The organism is Hydrotalea sp. GW822-HT8A01, assembly GCF_058798575.1.
In genome coordinates this window covers 1,996,563-2,013,672 of record NZ_CM179506.1, presented here as the reverse complement: position 1 = coordinate 2,013,672, position 17,110 = coordinate 1,996,563, and the positions used below count along the sequence as shown (strand labels likewise).

Genomic DNA, 17,110 nt, shown 5'->3' with positions numbered 1-17,110 from the left:
TAAAATTATTAAGTTTACAAAAAAAATATATTTATGGTATATAGTTTTAACACATCCTTAGATGCGGTAGCTATAAAATACGCTAAATTGAAAAGGATACCAATAACAGCATCGCAAATAAAACAATCACTTTTAGAACATCCATTTTATCCCAGCTTATTAAGCCTAAGCGATACCTTTTCAAAATTTAACCTAAACAACGCGGCTTTTAAATTAAAAGCAACACAAGTAGAAAGCTTAGAAACACCATTTATTGCCTTTCATCAGGTAGAAAATGTGGGTAAAGATTTTATTTTAGTACAAGACATCAACAAAAATGACGTTACTTTTTATCATAACCGGGTTAATCAAAAAACCATATCGAAAGAACAGTTTTTACAATCATTTCAACAAATTGTTTGGGTAACAGAAAATGCTACTCAAAAAAATAATCAGCAATATAAGGAATATAAAAAAGAAGAAATGTACGCAAGGTTAAAGCAGTGGATAGCCATTGTTGCAGGCATTGCAGCCATTGCAGGATTAATGGTACTTAACCTATCAATACCTTTCAATAGCTATATTCCATATATAGCCATTGTATGTATTAAGCTAATTGGAATTCTAGCAACCAGCCTACTGTTGGTATATGAAATTGACCAAAATAATCCATTTATAAAAAATTTATGCGGTATTGGTAAGAAAACAAATTGTGGCGCTATTCTACATAGTAAAGCTTCAAAAATTGCCGGAATATCCTGGAGTGAATTAGGCTTTATTTATTTTTCAGCCACATGTATTTTTTTACTGCTACCCGGCTTAAATTTAGATAATAAATTTTCTATTATAGCCTTATTGAGTGTCTGTGTAAGTCCTTATATTATTTTTAGTATTTATTATCAATGGAAAGTGATGAAACAATGGTGCCCTTTGTGTTTAATAGTTCAATCAGCACTTTTACTGGAACTGCTTTGGTCGGTTATTTATGTTGGCATATTTACAAAAATATCTGATTTAACAATTTTCAACTTAAATATACTGGCTTCATTTTTTATTGCAATCGTTTTACCAACAAATTACTTATTCTTTTTAAAACCAGTATTTCAAGATGCCAAAAAATATCAGTTATATTATCAGGCTTATAGAAGAACTCATTTTAATCCCGACGTATTCAATGGTTTGTTAGTACTTCAGCCAACTGCACCTGATGGTTGGCAAAATATTGGCATAACAATCGGCAATCCGGAAGGTAAAATCATCATCATCAAAGTTTGCAATCCTTATTGTAACCCCTGCTCAAAAGCACATCCCGTTTTGGAAGAACTCATCCATTCAAATAAGGATATTCAGGTTAAAATCGTTTTTTTATCCAGTTCTAAAGGAGAAATTGTTGTAAACCATTTAATGGGTATATATGCAGAAGGTGATGAGTTAAAGACAAAAAATGCATTAGATGCCTGGTACTTATCACCGGAAAAAGATTATGAACAATTTGCCTCCAAATTTCCTGTAAAAGTGTCTTTAAAAGACCAGCAGGAAAAAGTAAATGCGATGAATCAATGGGTTCGTGAGGCAGCCATTGCATTTACACCCACACTATTTATCAATGGTTACAGATTGCCGGAAGATTATTCCATTGAAGATTTAAAAAATATCATCAATTAAATAAAGTTATGAAAGCTTTTCTTTTGGTTACGTTCCCTAAAAGAAAATATCCGGTGGAACGCCTGCTGCGCAATACAAGCAGCATACCGGATAAGCCAATGCCGGGTGATGCTTTAAGCTCACGGCAAACATTCAATCACTTTAAAATTTAAAAAAATGCAAACAAAAAAAATGAGCCTAGCCGACTTACAACAGCAATTGAGCAGGGCAGAAATGAAAAAGATTAAAGCGGGTGGTAACTTAGATCAGGGCTTATCTGGCACACAGGGATATATGTGTTGCTGGACCGGCACTTCCAACTGTAGTATTTGCCAACCTGCTGCACGTCCGGATTGTGTCTCTGGCGCAACTGCAGTTGAATGTTAAATAATACTAACAGTTGAAGCTTTTATTTTTTACCAGAGGGAAATATAGATTTCCTTCTGGTTTATACACCTAAACTTAAGTTTATGAAATATACATTCGTATGGTTACTTATTTATTTTTTTTATGGATGTACGTCACCCAATAAAAATGCTATTGCTATTGTGAATGCCCCAGAAATTGAAAAAAATATCATGAGTTGGTTGTATTATGAACGTGATTACATGAATTGGTCAGCAGATTGTATAGCCTACAATGAGCAAGACATTCTAATTACTAAAAAAGATTTTTTAAAACAATTAACAACCGGAAAATATATACCTGTGAGATTACAAAGTAAAGACAGTATAATTCAATATCAATTATCCATAGCCCATAATGCGGAAGTGGGGAATCTGATTCGCAACAAAGCTATTGTTGAATCACATTACGATTCTATGCGCGGTATGCCACTACCTAACTTTAATTTCAAAACGATAAACGGAGCCATCGTTGGTAACAATAGTACACCACGGAAAACCTATGTATTAAATTGCTGGTTTATTCATTGTAAATCCTGTGTTGCTGAATTTTCTCAATTGAATGAATTGGTAGATGCATACAAGAACAGACCTGATATTGGTTTTTTAGGTCTGGCATTTGATAGTACAGATAGCATCAAAGCATTTTTACCCAATCATACGTTTAAATACACCATCATCCCCAATAAAGAAAAATATTTAATGGATACCTTACAAATTATTGGTTTTCCAACGCAGTTAATAGTAGATAGTACAGGCCATATCATGAATGTATATTCTAATTTAAATGAAATGAAAGCGGCACTAAAACATTTGTAGGCTATTAAAATGTATAAAATTGAAATTTTATGAGTAGGCATACATACTATCTTCGTTTGGTTACGTTCTCTAAAAGAAAATATCCGGTGGAACACCTGCTGCGCAATACAAGCAGCATACCGGATAAGCTAACGCCGGGTGATGCGCTAAGCTCCCCGCAAACATTCAATCACTTTAAAATTTAAAAAAAATGCAAACAAAAAAATTAAGCCTTGCCGGCTTACAACAGCAATTGAGCAGGGCAGAAATGAAACAAATTAAAGCGGGTGACGGACAAACATTATTGAATGGAGATGGTTGCAATTGCGATAATAGTGACTGTGGCCCGGGAAAAGGTTCTAGCGATAGTTGCACAATATATGGCACACCTGGCAAATGTGTGTACGCTGCGTGTACCGGGTGTGGGTATTCTTACTATCAATGCACGAATTAAGATTCCATTTATTTAAATGACGATGATTAAAATACTAACCCATTAATAACACTACCGATGAAATGGCTACTCCTATTAGGGTTTATAGTATGTGTACATAACGCTGAAGGGCAACAAAACATCCACAATAATTTTTCTATATCGGGTTATATAAAAGGATTAGACAGTGGATGGTTGTATTTAAACTACATACCCATACCCAATGAAAAAGGGATTTTAGACAGTTGCAAAATTAAAAATGGACACTTTCAATTCAAGGGTAAAATACAAGAACCAATGTTATCAAACCTAACCACATTTAACTTTCAGGAAAAAGTTGACCCATTAAATATTGCACAGTTCTATCTGGAAGCCTCCAAAATGCAGATTCAAGTTGAATATAATCATTTTAAAAAAATTTTAGTTTCGGGTTCGTTTACAGATAAAGATTATAGAGATTACATAAGATTAAAAAGTGATAATTTTAAATTATTGAATTTAATAACAGATAGCATTATTTCCTATCGTGAAAAAATACGTTCAGCAGAAAAAAGTAAGATCAGTGAAAATATTTTTGATAGTATGCATAAAAAAATAAATCAATTAGAAGCAAAGAGAAATCTTGAATTTAATAATGGCATTAATATAGATAAGACATTTATAACCTTTCACAAAAATTCAATACTATCAGCTATTTTATTATATAATTTTAAAAATGAATGGATTTCATTAACAGAAATCAGGCATTTATTCAACCAGCTTTCTAATAAAATTAAATTAACATCAGTTGGTAAAAAAATTGAAAAAAAAATCACAATGGCATTGAATGACCAACTTATCCCTGCTAAATTATTTACGGCCATTCAGAGAAATGGAGATACTATACATTTATCAGATTTTAAATATAAATATATATTGTTAGACTTCAATGCCTCATGGTGTATCCCCTGCAGGCAAATAATACCTAAACTCAAAAAATTGTATGAAAAATATAATGACAAACTGGTAATACTGAGCATATCAAATCAAACAGATAAAAAAGATTGGATAAAAGCAATTCAAGAAGATAAGATAAGCTGGCCCTGCATATTGGAGAATGATGAAAATCCAATCCTATCTCCCATTGGCCAAAGCATCACAAAAATGTATGGAATACAAACGTTTCCATCGTTGATTTTAATTAATGATGATTTAAAGGTTGTTGGTTGGTATGGTAATTTTTATCAGTCAAAACAAGACTTTTTATTAGAGCTTAAAAATAAATTAAGGTACAGTTTTGGTTATTAGCATAACACTAATTATTGTATGTCATAATATTGAATAATTGAAGGTAACGATGGTGAAAAAAGATATAAGATAACTATTTGGGATCTAGTAAAAAATTTAAAAGCCAAAAAAAAATGTAGCATATAATGATAATATTAATAAAATAAAAGTTGCATGTAAAAAAGTTATAAATAATTAAGATGGTATCAATACAAATTATCTTAATAATATTATTTTCTTTTGGTTACGTTCCCTAAAAGAAAATATCCGGTGGAACGCCTGCTGCACAATACAAGCAGCATACCGGATAAGCCAACGCCGGGTGATGCTTTAAGCTCACGGCAAACATTCAATTACTTTAAAATTTAAAAAAATGCAAACAAAAAAATGAGCCTTGCCGACTTACAACAGCAATTGAGCAGGGCAGAAATGAAACAAATTAAAGCAGGTAGCTATGCAGGGTTAAATACCTGTGCACCAGCCGGAGAAAAATGCCCTAATCATGATGGAACTCCAGATGGTTGCTGCGGAAGCTGTAAACCAAATTCTACGGGAATAAAATTATGTTACTAATAATTAAATTATTAAATATGATAACACAATTAGAAAAATTATCAAAACAGGAAATGAAATTGATAAAAGCAGGTTCAGGAGAAATGGGATTAGGTTGCGCTACTGCAGGACAACTCTGTCCTGCCCCAGGTGCAAAATATGATGGCTGTTGTGGCACTTGTGATATGACTTACAATCCCAGTGGTAAAAACTACTGTTCCTAATTGTTAAACATTGTCGTGATATAATGAATTATATCACGACAATGTTGCTAATATAAAATCACAAATATGAAATTGAAAAAAATAATTCATTCACCGATACTAATTTTTTGTTTACTGTTTTCTATAGAACTTACAGCACAAGAAAACAATTTTAAATTAACAGGTACATTAAATGGATTTCCAAATGATACTAAAGTGATATTTACTTATCCGAATTTAGACGATTTCGTTTTAGATACAAATGTTTTAAATATTCATAATAATACTTTTCATTTTACGGGATTAATTAAAACACCTCAACTATTTCAATTAGAATTTTCAAATAGTGAATTTGATGTAATTACGAATTATATGTTTTTAGATACAGGTGAACAAAAAATTTCAATTGACAAAAAAAATTTAAAATTTAATTCATATTTTATTAATGGTTCAGCTGTTAATCAGCATTATTTAAATGATTTCTTGCCATTGTTGAAAGAATATGACAGCCTACATTATAATTGGGAAAAACAAATGCAAAAATTATATGACCAGAATGAAGGTTTAACACTTGAAAAGAAAAGAGGAATATTAAGAACAGAATATATAAATAATATACGACCATTAAAAGACAGCGCATTATTACATTTTACCTTAAAAGAAACTGATCCATTTATCAGTCTTTGGTTGTTAAATGAATATATTAAAGCAAATGGATACAGTGAAATTTATAAAACCATCTTAAATCTCATTCCTGATAAATATCTACAATCAAATATTGGGAAACTCGTTAAAGAAAATTGTAAAGATTTAAGCAAAACAGCCATCGGAGAAACACTACCTACGTTAAAGTTAATTGATATGAATCATCAACCACTTAAAATAAGTTACACAAAAAATAGTAGCAAATATATATTAATTGATTTTTGGTTTGCACATTGCGGTGCATGTATAAGGCAATTCCCTTTCTTAAAAGACATTTATCAACAATTTAGCAGAAAATATTTTACCATTTACAGTATTTCAATTGATAATGAAAAAAATATTCCTTTAGCTAAACAGATAGTTTCAAATCAAAAAATAAAGTGGCCAATTTTTTTCGATGTAAATGGATTAAATATTTTAAAAATAATTGGAAATACATTCCCATCTAATGTACTAATAAATTCAAGCGGGAAAATAATTGCTAAAAATATTGAGCCAGTTATGTTATTAGATTTTTTAAAAAGAAAAAAGACTGAAGACTTATAGTCATAGTACAGCAATTGAGCAGGGTTGAAATGAAACAAATTAAAGCAGGAGAAGATTTTGGCTGTGGAACCGGTATTTCTTGTGCCGGAAAAGCGTCAGGTGATCCATGCGGCACCAAGTCTTGTATCTGCGAAAATCATTCTGGTGGTCTTTTTTGTACATCACAAGCAGCAAATCTTACCTAAAATAAACATTTGCTGAATTTACAGTTTGTCAGCATACAATAAGAAGTTGTATGCTGACTTTTAAAACGATCTATTTATGATAAGATTAATTTTTCAGCTCCTATTGATTTGTTCTTTAAGCATAGCATCCGCTCAAACCAATTGCCACATTAGTGGAACCATCAATAAAATAGAAAAAGGATATTTAAAATTAGTGAAAAATATAGAAAATAATGAGTTGGCTACATCTGTACTATATCAGGGTAATCAGTTTCCCGATACCATACAAGTAAACAAACATCTTTTTACCATTAGCGGGTATATTCTGCAACCGGCTTTGTACAGATTAATCAATCTTGAAAATGATTTTATTACTGAACCGTTTTTTATTGACACAGGATACCAAAATATTACTTTTCAACAAGCCGCCAACCACAATCCTTTTGATGTAGGTTGGGGTGTTGAGATAAGTAATAATTCAATTCAAGATACTTTCATACATTATTTGAGTTTGTTTGATATTGTAAATAAAAAGATTTTAACACTTTATGATACTACTAATTGCAACGACATAAAAAATATATCAGATAAACAAGCATGTAATACGCATTTTGAATGGCAAAGAGACATTTACAGAAACCAACGGGATAGCATTTTAATAGATTATATAAAAGCCCATCAAAATGCAACCATTAATCCCTGGATTTTGTATTGGAACATGAAAAAAATGGGTTATCGTTCTGCGTTTGCCAAACTATTGCAAGAACAAAGTAGTATATTTTCTGAACCAATTTATCAAGTATTAACCACCTTCTTAGCTCAATTACGCACAAAAACAATTGGAGAGCCATTTCCCTTATTGCATTTTATTCAGGCAAAAGTGCCGGAATGGAAGCAAGCAGCACCGGCCTTTACACTTGTTGATTTTTGGTATAGCAGTTGCAGCCCGTGTATTGGGCAATTTAAATTATTGAAACCTATTTACAATCAATACCATGCCCAAGGATTTGAAATAATAGCTATTACAACCGATGCAGCTTCTACATTACAACAATATAAAGCAGTTTTAGCACAACAACAATATTCCTGGAAGCAATGTATAGATACAGCCGGCAAACAGGCACAATCCATTTATATTCAGAGTTATCCCAGTAACTTTTTAATTAACCAACAGGGAAAAATTGTAGCAATAGATATTACACCTGAACGTTTAGCTACTTTTTTAAAAAACGAATTGTTGTAAAAAATTTAGGTAAAACCGGTATTCTAATTTCAATTCCATCGAAAAGGTAAATACAGACATTGGATCCCATGTTAATTTTCACTAATTGAGAAAATTGTAGGGATTCCCCTACTATAGTTTTCAAAATAAAACATATATTTTTATGCTGCATTTGCCGGTTATCATCCGGAAAATAAATATTGATGCTTTCAATGGCGATTGAATAGTTGTAATCTTCTCCTTACCGGAATAAATAGGAATAATTAATCACTTTTAAATCTAAAAAAATGCAAACAAAAAAAATGAGCCTTGCAGATTTACAACAGCAATTGAGCAGGGCAGAAATGAAAAAAATTAAAGCGGGGAGTACAGTCGGATTCAATGACAAATGTCCGGCTACCTGCAACAGTAATTGCAATGCCCCCTATTGCAAATGTGACACAAATGGCAGTAATGTTTGTGATAAAAACTATTGATATCATTAATATTTCTTAAATGCATAGAATAGGTATTGAATAATACTTAATGCTTATTCTTAAACTGCGCAATATGAAAAAATTAATTTGTTTTTTAGGATTTATAACTGTTGGCATTTTACATGCACAAAGCGTTGAACAGCCCTTCACATTGAATGGTTACATAAATAGTGATACCGGGACTGTTCGGTTAATATTGACCGGCGATAGTTCCAATTATCCTCCAATTCATTATTTAACCATTGGCAAGGTAAAAAATGGCCAATTTTCATTCAGTGGTGTCTTATCATACCCATTATCATTCCGCCTTTTATTTCTGGGAAATAAGGAGTATGTTTCAGACCTGTTTTATATTGATGTCGGCGCACAAACCATCAGATGCCATGTTGATTCCATGCGTGAAATTCCTGACATGAATAATGCAACGATGCAGGAATTGTACCAATTTAAGCAACATCATTATACACCCCAAACTATTCAAGCATATACTAAAAAGCATCCGGATTCTTACATGGCTATGTGGCAACTGGCAAGAATGCTTTCTTTCAATTACAATCCCAATTTAGATACAGCATACGCTTATTTGTCTGATGCCGTTAAAATGAGTTATACAGGTGCCCGTTTATTTGAAAAATTAAAAGCTGCCAGTGTTTTAAGCCTGCATCATGTTTTCCCAAATTTCACATTATTAGACAGGTCTAATTATCCTACAAAACTTTTTACTCATGAAAAATCGAACCACTATACCCTCATTGATTTTTGGTTCAGTCATTGTAACCCCTGTATTGGGCAGTTTCCACAATTCAAACAAATATATCAACAATACAAAAATGTTAATTTTGATATGATTGGTATATCCATTGATGACAACCAAAATATAGTAAACTGGCAAAAGGTGATTGATGAACATCAACTACCCTGGAAACAATTATTGGATAAAAACGGCGTGCAGGCCAACCAGTTAGCCATAGATACTTATCCCAGAAATTTTCTTTTAGATAATAATCATGTTATTATTCAGAAAGATATGACGCCGGAAGCTTTAAATAGTTTTTTAGCAGAAAAAATGCATAAACAGAAATCTTCTTTTAGTAACGTTCCCTAAAAGAAAATATCCGGTGGAACGCCTGCTGCGAAGTACAAGCAGCATACCGGATAAGCCAACGCCGGGTGATGCTTTAAGCTCACGGCAAACATTCAATCACTTTTGAATCTAAAAAAATGCAAAAAAAAATGAGCCTTGCCGACTTACAACAGCAATTGAGCAGGGCAGAAATGAAACAAATTAAAGCGGGATCTGGTTATTACAATAGATGCAATGTTTATTGTAAATCAGATAAAGATTGTGATCCGGCAGGTCAACCTTGTCCTTACTGTAAGGATGGTGGGAATGCCGGTGGACTAATTTGTCAGGGCTTATAATTTTTTAAATATAGGTGCATTATCATGAATAATGCACCTTTTAAAATATAAAAAATGAAATCAATCATTAGCTATTGCCTATTTTATTTTCCAATAATGCTTTTCGCACAAAAGGCGAATATCACTTCAGGGAGTTTTGAATTAGAAGGAAAATTAACAGCCATAGATACAGGAAATATTTATTTGAGCTACTATGATGCTGTTGAAGGATATACTAATAAAAGCAGTTCATTAAAAAATGGTAATTTTTATTTTAAAGGAACACTTTCATCGCCATGTATGGCAACACTGTATTTAAATAAAAATTACAAGTCTGTAGACGACATTAATGTTACAGAATTTTTTATTCAGCCGGGAAAAATGAAAGTGAAGGCAACATATAATGAATTAAAAAAAGCAATTGTAAAAGGTTCACCTATACAAATGGAATATGATCAATATTTAATTCAAACAGATATGCTCAATCAAAAATCGGATAGTATTTATAAGGCATTGAACAAATTATATACCAATGAAAAAAATTTAAAAACACACAATACAATTTTAGAAAATGAATTATTGGCCGAAAGAAAAAAAATAAGGCTACAACAAACACAAAGTGATTTGAAGTATGTTTTACAACACCCACAATCATTCATTAGCGCTTATTTATTAATGTATAAAATTAACAGCTTACCTGTTGATACCATTCAAAAATATTATGTCAAATTAAATCCTATTGTTCAGCACTCAGTAAATGGAAAAATTATATACACCTATCTTTTACAACAACCCGGTACAATAGCGCCAAATTTTGAAGGATATGATATCAGTGGGGAAAAAATCACTTTAAATCAATACAAAAATAAAAAAATTATATTACTTGATTTTTGGGCAAGTTATTGTGCGCCATGCAGAGAATTAACGCCATTTCTAAAAAATATTTATCAACAATACCATGAAGCAGGTTTAGAAATAATTGGCATTGCAAATGACGACAAAAGGAAAGATGCATGGAGAAAAGTAATTGCTACCGACAAGGTAAACCAATGGCCGCAAATATTGCAGCAGGTTGGCACAAGAAATGATATAGGTAATTTATACGGCGTAAGCGCAATACCATGTCTATTTATTATTGACAAAAATGGAAAAATTATATTGAGAATAGAAGGCACTGATGAAAAAGAAAAAATTGACACCGTTTTGAGGAAGATTATTTCTGAATAAAGTTTTAAAAATAGCTTCATAGTTTTAATAAATTTAAATGAATAAGACGATATTAATTTTACTATGTTATAATTTGGTGAGTTATTGTGCAGTTGCACAAAAAGATGTAGAAATTGCACAAACATTTCACTTATATGGTAAAATAATTGGAAGAGATACCGGGAATATTGTATTACTATATCCAACCACAAATAACCAATGGAAGCGTGATACCTGCCAAATAAGCAATGGCCAATTCCTGTTTACCGGAATGTTGAATCAACCCACCTTTTGTCATTTAATACGACCGAATATTGCTTGTAACTATGCAGATATTTATATTTATATAGAGAAAGGAACACAATCAGTAGAATTATATGACACGAATTTTAATAATTACAGTTTAACCGGTAGAAACATTGCATAAGAATTACAACAATGGAATCAAAAAAAAGAAGCTATTCTATTAAAATATCCAGTAGTAAAAAAAATGAATCAATGAAAATGATACAAACCTTTTATTTAGACCCTTCCAACAATATCACAAAAACATCTATGGGGTGGAAATTACCCTTTTATAATGTAATTAGTTGGACATTAAGCTGTTTACAATTGCATAAATATTATGATAATATATTACTCCATACAAACACAAGTTCAGCAAAGTTTTTTAATGATATACTGCAACTACCCTATAAAAATATTTACACATCGCATGATGATTTTATTATGTGCCATCATGATTTATGGGCATTACCCAAAATATATACCTATTTATTACAAAAGGGTCCATTTTTACATTTAGATGGAGATGTGATTATTTTTAAACCTTTCAGTGATTCTTTTCTCAACAAAAATTTGATGGCACAAAACATAGAAGAAGCAACTGAATATTATACATCTACACAAAATGATTTAATAAAACATTTCAGCTATTTCCCAATATCAGTAGAAAATGACTTCAATAAAAAAATTCCTATAAGAGCAATAAATGCCGGCATTATTGGCGGCAAAGATGTTGAATTTATTCATCAATTTTCAAAAACGGCTTTTGAATACGTTAAAAGAAACATAATGCACTTAAACAAAATAAATACAGAACGATTTAATGTTTTCTTTGAGCAACATTTATTTCTAACAATGGCGAAAGAAAAAAACAAAAAAATTTCATACTTATTTAATGAAAAGATAAACGATAATGAATATCAAAAAATTGGGAATATTCATGAAGTTCCTTGCCATCAAAATTATATACATCTATTAGGACATTTCAAACGAGATGAAAAAACCTGTTTATCTATGACTTTGAAATTACAGGAGTTATACCCTGACTATTTTTGTAAGATAATAAGATATTTTCATGACAATCATTTAAACCACCCTTATTCAAAATTATTGCATGAAACGAAAAATTTTTTTTTTAAAAAGTAAAAACATTAATTACTCATGTAGCACTCAAAATACAGATTATTTAATACACCCAATTTATACAATCGATCAAATCTCCTGCTTCAAGTTTCTAAAAAATTATATTTCAGAAACGATCAAAAGCAAAGTCGGAAAATCCATTATTATGAAAAACGATTTTGAATATTTCTCAAATTATATTCTTAATAGACTTAATAAATCTAACTGTTCTGTAAAGGATTTGTATATACGTGATTTAAATGCTCAAAAATGGTATTGTACATTATTTTCAGATTATGATAATTTTTATTGTAAACAATTAATTACTACAAATTCAAGTTTTATTTTTAAAAATAAATTTAACTGGGCAGAAATTTATAATGCACAGGTACGATTTGGAATCAGTTATTATGAAAATATTAAACTTAAAAGTGGAAAGTTTTTAAATCTTGTAGTTCAAGAAATAGATAATAATATCATTTCATTATATGATATAGATGAAATTGAATACAGGATTTATAAATTATTGAAAACAAAAAAATCAATTAATTATATTCTTTATAAATGTATGAAATACTTTAATGAACAAGTAGTAAATGAATATTATAAATTATACGAAGAACTAATTATAACAAACATCAAACAGCTGATTATAAAAAAGGCAATTAGGCCATTTTAACCGAATATGAAAAAAAGTTTTCCATTTTACAAACAATTAGATGCTATGGATTGTGGGCCTACCTGCCTTAGAATGATTGCAAAATATTACGGAAAAAACATCAGCTTAGATTACTTTAGAAAGAAAACACAATATGGCAAAGAGGGCGCTTCTTTATTGGGCTTAGCAGAGGCAGCAGAATCTATCGGATTCAGAGCCGTTGGTGCAAAATTAAGCTTTCAACAAATAATGGAAGACATTACCTTACCGGCAATATTGTATTGGGAGCAGGTCCATTTTGTGGTGTTAATACCAAAACCAAAAAAAAATAAAATATATATTGCTGACCCGGCTAAAGGTATTATTAGTTTAAAGAAAGAAGAGTTTTTAAATGCCTGGTTGTCTACAAATGAAGCAAGTAATGAAAAAGGAATTGCACTCATTTTAACACCTACAGAGCAATGGGATAATATATCAGAAAATGAAAATGAAAAATCAAAAGAGAAAATAATTAGTTGGTACACACTTTTACAATATACAAAAAAACATCAAGCATCGTTCATTCAGTTATTCATTGGGTTATTCATGGGAAGTTTGATACAACTGATATTCCCATACTTAACCCAAAGCATTGTAGATACAGGCATCAATACAAGAAATCTTAATTTTATTCAAATTGTTTTAGGTGCACAACTTATGTTGCTCTTTTCACAAACAATTGTTGAATTTATTAGAAATAAAATTTTATTATACATTAGTACAAATATAAATGTAATTTTACTTTCTGCCTATTGGGCTAAATTATTGAAATTACCAATGTCATTTTTTGACAGCAAACATCCGGGCGATATTTTACAAAGAATTAATGACCATCATAGAATTGAAAGTTTTTTAACAGGAAGTGCATTAAATACGCTTTTTAGTATTATTAATTTATTTATATTTTCAATTGTTTTACTCACATACAATACAAGTGTATTTGTGGTGTTTGGTTTGAGTAGTGTATTGTATTTGCTATGGATCAAGCTTTTCTTAAAAATTAGAAGATCATTAGATTACAAAAGGTTTGCTATTGCAGCTAAAGAAAACAATGCAACTATGCAATTGGTATATGGTATGCAGGAAATAAAACTTAACAATGCAGAACATAATTTTAGATGGGCATGGGAAGGTTTACAAGCGGGTTTATTTAAAATTAATTTTAAATCACTATCGCTAAACCAAACACAGCAAATAGGTGCATTTTTAATTAATCAGGGTAAAAACATCATTATAACATTTTTAGTTGCAAAATTAGTTATTGAAGGCAATTTAACATTGGGTGCTATGTTGGCAATACAATATATTCTTGGCCAGCTAAACAGTCCTGTTGAACAATTAATAGGATTTACACAACAGGCTCAGGATGCTAAAATTTCACTAGAAAGATTGAATGATATCCATCAATTGGAAGATGAAGAACCTACACAAAAAAATTATATTAATTACTTACCTGTAAATCATGATATAATTTTAAAAAATTTATCCTTCACTTATCCAGGAGCTGGGAACGAACCTGTATTGAAAAACATTTCACAAACCATTCCAAAAGGAAAAATTACAGCTATTGTGGGAATGAGTGGCAGCGGAAAAACCACCTTAATAAAATTATTACTTAAATTTTATGAGAATTATAATGGGGATATATATCTGGGGGATATGAATTTTAAAAATATTAGTGCTAAATTATGGAGGAGGAATTGTGGTGCAGTAATGCAAGAAAATTTTTTATTTAATGATACTATCAGAAAAAACATAACTATCACCGATGAAAATATACAATTCAATCAATTAACGCAAGCCTGTAAATCGGCCAATATTCTCTCTTTTATAGAATCTCTTCCATTAGGATTTTATACGAAATTAGGGGCAGAAGGTACTAATATTAGTGGAGGACAAAGACAAAGAATTGCTATAGCCCGTGTTATATATAAAGATCCAAAAATTATTTTTTTTGATGAAGCGACTAATGCCTTAGATGCCAATAACGAAAAAGAAATTTTAGAAAACCTGCAAAGATTTTTTAAAAACAAAACTGTAATTATTGTTGCACATAGGCTAAGCACAGTTAAAAATGCAGATAAAATTATCGTATTAAATAAAGGTGAAATTGTTGAAGAAGGGAATCACGAAGCATTATCAGCTTTGAAAGGCTACTATTTTGAACTTGTAAAAAATCAGTTAGAACTTGGAAAATAATCAATCAAATTCTTTCCAAAATAACGGAAACAAAATTGAAGCTTACAACAATAAGCTTTTGGCTATTGAAGAAAATAATTCATTAATCGATGAAATTATATCAGAAAAACCATCATTTTTAGTTAGATGGGGAACACTTTTATTTCTTTTCATGTTAATTATATTTTTTATTATTTGTTGGTTTATCCAATATCCAGATGTTATAACAACACCAGCAAAGCTAACATCAATCAATGCACCTAAAACTATTGTTAGTTTAAGCAGTGGAAAACTGATTAAACTACTAAAAAAAGAGGAAAACTATGTTAAAAAGGGAGACATAATAGCTTATATTGAAGCAATAGGGAAACACGAGGAAGTTTTGTATGTGAAAAATGAAATAGAAGAGGCACTTACTGCAATTAATTCAAATGAATTTACCAAAGCAGTTCAATCCTTTAAAATTGATATGGAAAATCTTGGTGAATTACAAATTAGTTATCAAAATTTTGTGCAGTCAAATTTGAGTTTTAAAGCCTATTTACCTAATGGATTTTATACAAAAAAATATGAAATGTTGGAAAAAGACCTGATTAATATAGAACGTTTACACAATATCTTATTAGACCAAAAAAAATTAATGGAACAAGATTTACAACTCTCCGAAAAAACTTTTCATGCAAATGAATCCCTGAAAAAAGAAAAAGTAATTTCTGATTTTGACTATCGTACTGAATCTAGTAAATTAATAAATAAACAACTAACACTACCTCAAATAAATTCAGCTATTGTTTCAAATGAGTCTTTAAAAATTGATAAACAAAAAGAGTTAGCAGAATTAAGCAATACAATTCAGCAACAAAAAATTTTATACCTACAAACATTAAATACGCTTAAAAGCCAGGTTGATGATTGGATAAAGAAATATATTTTAGTTGCTTCTGAAAATGGTATCTTATCTTTTGCATCATTGACTGAAGAAAATCAGCAAATACAAGCCGGACAAGTAATTTGTTACATTAACCACAATAATAGCAAGTATTATGCCATTATTAATATTCCACAAACAAATTTTGGGAAAGTAAAAACCCGGCAAAAGGTTTTATTGAAGTTAAATGCTTATCCCTATCAGGAATATGGTTATGTAGAGGGTAGAATCTCTTTTATTTCAGCCATTCCAACCGATAGTGGCTATATGGCGAAAGTAAATTTAGTAAATGGCTTAGCAACGAATTACCATGAGGCCTTGCAGTATAGAGAAGGTTTAACTGCACAAGCTTCTATTATAACAGCTGACAAACGCTTGTTACAACGTTTTTATGAAAATTTTTTTAAAATAATCAGTAGAAATTAAAATTGTAGGGCTTCCCCTACACATACTATTCAAAAATTGTTTATATTTTTATGTTACCTATTGCGCAAGGGTTGCCTGTAGAACTATCAGGTATATTGTTAACTTCAAAAATTTTAAAATTATGAAAAAATTGAGTCTCACAGATCTCAGAGGTAAACTCTCAAAAAATGAAATGAAACAAATTAAAGCTGGAAGCGGACCTAGAAAATGTGATGTTTGTTATGGTTATATGGTAGCTTGTTGCTATTCAACAAACAATTGCTGCTATGATAGCGCGGGTAGATGCTGCAGCAATTAATGAAATACAATACAGGTAGCGAAATAGTTAAGCTACCTGTATTTGTATACTATTTTTCAATATTGTCCGTCTAAAATTGTAAACTAATTGTTTAAACCCTTTAAAGAACCATATTTCAGTCGATTTCAAAAAAGGGGTACTCCCTCAAATTTTGAAACAATCATTTTTTAGCCTGTA

Annotated in this window: 20 protein-coding genes; all 20 read left to right on the top strand. The window is 30.6% G+C overall.

The window, feature by feature from the left end; translation table 11 throughout:
• Positions 1-33 precede the first annotated feature (33 nt).
• Positions 34-1,644: a vitamin K epoxide reductase family protein gene (locus AC3QLY_RS08825; protein WP_111297215.1), complete on the top strand. Its 1,611-nt coding sequence runs from the start codon at positions 34-36 to the stop codon at positions 1,642-1,644.
• An 8-nt stretch (positions 1,645-1,652) separates the two neighbouring features.
• Positions 1,653-1,796, top strand: a complete 144-nt coding sequence (locus tag AC3QLY_RS08820; protein ID WP_170120470.1) for a hypothetical protein — start codon at positions 1,653-1,655, stop codon at positions 1,794-1,796.
• Positions 1,797-1,800: 4 nt separating this feature from the next.
• Complete coding sequence (locus AC3QLY_RS08815; RefSeq protein ID WP_111297216.1) at positions 1,801-2,010, top strand: hypothetical protein; 210 nt, start codon at positions 1,801-1,803, stop codon at positions 2,008-2,010.
• An 83-nt stretch (positions 2,011-2,093) separates the two neighbouring features.
• Complete coding sequence (locus tag AC3QLY_RS08810; protein WP_111297217.1) at positions 2,094-2,846, top strand: TlpA family protein disulfide reductase; 753 nt, start codon at positions 2,094-2,096, stop codon at positions 2,844-2,846.
• Between the two features lie 29 nt (positions 2,847-2,875).
• Positions 2,876-3,031 carry a hypothetical protein gene (locus AC3QLY_RS08805; protein ID WP_287101618.1) on the top strand — a complete coding sequence of 52 codons (156 nt, stop codon included), beginning with the start codon at positions 2,876-2,878 and terminating at the stop codon, positions 3,029-3,031.
• 5 nt (positions 3,032-3,036) lie between these two features.
• Entirely contained in the window at positions 3,037-3,279 is a 243-nt protein-coding gene (locus tag AC3QLY_RS08800; protein ID WP_111297218.1) for a hypothetical protein, read from the top strand.
• A 57-nt stretch (positions 3,280-3,336) separates the two neighbouring features.
• Positions 3,337-4,545, top strand: coding sequence for a TlpA disulfide reductase family protein (locus AC3QLY_RS08795; protein ID WP_111297219.1), 1,209 nt, complete (start codon positions 3,337-3,339; stop codon positions 4,543-4,545).
• Positions 4,546-4,911: 366 nt separating this feature from the next.
• Positions 4,912-5,097: a hypothetical protein gene (locus tag AC3QLY_RS08790; RefSeq protein ID WP_111297220.1), complete on the top strand. Its 186-nt coding sequence runs from the start codon at positions 4,912-4,914 to the stop codon at positions 5,095-5,097.
• 17 nt (positions 5,098-5,114) lie between these two features.
• Entirely contained in the window at positions 5,115-5,300 is a 186-nt protein-coding gene (locus AC3QLY_RS08785; RefSeq protein WP_143439173.1) for a hypothetical protein, read from the top strand.
• A 66-nt stretch (positions 5,301-5,366) separates the two neighbouring features.
• The gene (locus AC3QLY_RS08780; protein WP_111297221.1) at positions 5,367-6,530 is read left to right on the top strand and encodes a TlpA disulfide reductase family protein; all 1,164 of its coding nucleotides are present in this window, start codon (positions 5,367-5,369) and stop codon (positions 6,528-6,530) included.
• A gap of 29 nt (positions 6,531-6,559) precedes the next feature.
• Positions 6,560-6,715 (top strand): hypothetical protein, encoded by a 156-nt coding sequence (locus tag AC3QLY_RS08775; RefSeq protein WP_170120472.1) that lies wholly within the window; start codon positions 6,560-6,562, stop codon positions 6,713-6,715.
• Positions 6,716-6,791: 76 nt separating this feature from the next.
• A complete protein-coding gene (locus AC3QLY_RS08770; protein WP_492989674.1) occupies positions 6,792-7,937 on the top strand; it encodes a TlpA family protein disulfide reductase in 1,146 nt (381 codons plus the stop codon).
• 528 nt (positions 7,938-8,465) lie between these two features.
• Positions 8,466-9,497, top strand: a complete 1,032-nt coding sequence (locus tag AC3QLY_RS08765; protein WP_288073271.1) for a TlpA disulfide reductase family protein — start codon at positions 8,466-8,468, stop codon at positions 9,495-9,497.
• 116 nt (positions 9,498-9,613) lie between these two features.
• A complete protein-coding gene (locus tag AC3QLY_RS08760) occupies positions 9,614-9,814 on the top strand; it encodes a hypothetical protein (RefSeq protein ID WP_074421244.1) in 201 nt (66 codons plus the stop codon).
• Between the two features lie 54 nt (positions 9,815-9,868).
• Entirely contained in the window at positions 9,869-11,020 is a 1,152-nt protein-coding gene (locus AC3QLY_RS08755) for a TlpA disulfide reductase family protein (protein ID WP_081298697.1), read from the top strand.
• A gap of 37 nt (positions 11,021-11,057) precedes the next feature.
• Positions 11,058-11,426 (top strand): DUF4369 domain-containing protein, encoded by a 369-nt coding sequence (locus AC3QLY_RS08750; RefSeq protein ID WP_081298696.1) that lies wholly within the window; start codon positions 11,058-11,060, stop codon positions 11,424-11,426.
• A gap of 11 nt (positions 11,427-11,437) precedes the next feature.
• Positions 11,438-12,430 carry a DUF6734 family protein gene (locus tag AC3QLY_RS08745; RefSeq protein WP_074419589.1) on the top strand — a complete coding sequence of 331 codons (993 nt, stop codon included), beginning with the start codon at positions 11,438-11,440 and terminating at the stop codon, positions 12,428-12,430.
• A gap of 142 nt (positions 12,431-12,572) precedes the next feature.
• The gene (locus AC3QLY_RS08740) at positions 12,573-13,085 is read left to right on the top strand and encodes a hypothetical protein (protein WP_143439162.1); all 513 of its coding nucleotides are present in this window, start codon (positions 12,573-12,575) and stop codon (positions 13,083-13,085) included.
• A gap of 6 nt (positions 13,086-13,091) precedes the next feature.
• Positions 13,092-15,302, top strand: a complete 2,211-nt coding sequence (locus AC3QLY_RS08735) for a peptidase domain-containing ABC transporter (protein WP_074419587.1) — start codon at positions 13,092-13,094, stop codon at positions 15,300-15,302.
• A complete protein-coding gene (locus AC3QLY_RS08730; protein ID WP_287101475.1) occupies positions 15,292-16,635 on the top strand; it encodes an HlyD family secretion protein in 1,344 nt (447 codons plus the stop codon). Before AC3QLY_RS08735 ends, AC3QLY_RS08730 begins: the two co-directional genes overlap by 11 nt.
• Positions 16,636-17,110: the final 475 nt, after the last annotated feature.

Bases quoted from the DNA above. Each gene is read 5' to 3' on its own strand.
- AC3QLY_RS08825 (WP_111297215.1), top strand. From the start codon at position 34: ATGGTATATAGTTTTAACACATCCTTAGATGCGGTAGCTATAAAATAC.
- AC3QLY_RS08820 (WP_170120470.1), top strand. From the start codon at position 1,653: ATGAAAGCTTTTCTTTTGGTTACGTTCCCTAAAAGAAAATATCCGGTG.
- AC3QLY_RS08815 (WP_111297216.1), top strand. From the start codon at position 1,801: ATGCAAACAAAAAAAATGAGCCTAGCCGACTTACAACAGCAATTGAGC.
- AC3QLY_RS08810 (WP_111297217.1), top strand. From the start codon at position 2,094: ATGAAATATACATTCGTATGGTTACTTATTTATTTTTTTTATGGATGT.
- AC3QLY_RS08805 (WP_287101618.1), top strand. From the start codon at position 2,876: ATGAGTAGGCATACATACTATCTTCGTTTGGTTACGTTCTCTAAAAGA.
- AC3QLY_RS08800 (WP_111297218.1), top strand. From the start codon at position 3,037: ATGCAAACAAAAAAATTAAGCCTTGCCGGCTTACAACAGCAATTGAGC.
- AC3QLY_RS08795 (WP_111297219.1), top strand. From the start codon at position 3,337: ATGAAATGGCTACTCCTATTAGGGTTTATAGTATGTGTACATAACGCT.
- AC3QLY_RS08790 (WP_111297220.1), top strand. From the start codon at position 4,912: ATGAGCCTTGCCGACTTACAACAGCAATTGAGCAGGGCAGAAATGAAA.
- AC3QLY_RS08785 (WP_143439173.1), top strand. From the start codon at position 5,115: ATGATAACACAATTAGAAAAATTATCAAAACAGGAAATGAAATTGATA.
- AC3QLY_RS08780 (WP_111297221.1), top strand. From the start codon at position 5,367: ATGAAATTGAAAAAAATAATTCATTCACCGATACTAATTTTTTGTTTA.
- AC3QLY_RS08775 (WP_170120472.1), top strand. From the start codon at position 6,560: ATGAAACAAATTAAAGCAGGAGAAGATTTTGGCTGTGGAACCGGTATT.
- AC3QLY_RS08770 (WP_492989674.1), top strand. From the start codon at position 6,792: ATGATAAGATTAATTTTTCAGCTCCTATTGATTTGTTCTTTAAGCATA.
- AC3QLY_RS08765 (WP_288073271.1), top strand. From the start codon at position 8,466: ATGAAAAAATTAATTTGTTTTTTAGGATTTATAACTGTTGGCATTTTA.
- AC3QLY_RS08760 (WP_074421244.1), top strand. From the start codon at position 9,614: ATGCAAAAAAAAATGAGCCTTGCCGACTTACAACAGCAATTGAGCAGG.
- AC3QLY_RS08755 (WP_081298697.1), top strand. From the start codon at position 9,869: ATGAAATCAATCATTAGCTATTGCCTATTTTATTTTCCAATAATGCTT.
- AC3QLY_RS08750 (WP_081298696.1), top strand. From the start codon at position 11,058: ATGAATAAGACGATATTAATTTTACTATGTTATAATTTGGTGAGTTAT.
- AC3QLY_RS08745 (WP_074419589.1), top strand. From the start codon at position 11,438: ATGGAATCAAAAAAAAGAAGCTATTCTATTAAAATATCCAGTAGTAAA.
- AC3QLY_RS08740 (WP_143439162.1), top strand. From the start codon at position 12,573: ATGAAAAACGATTTTGAATATTTCTCAAATTATATTCTTAATAGACTT.
- AC3QLY_RS08735 (WP_074419587.1), top strand. From the start codon at position 13,092: ATGAAAAAAAGTTTTCCATTTTACAAACAATTAGATGCTATGGATTGT.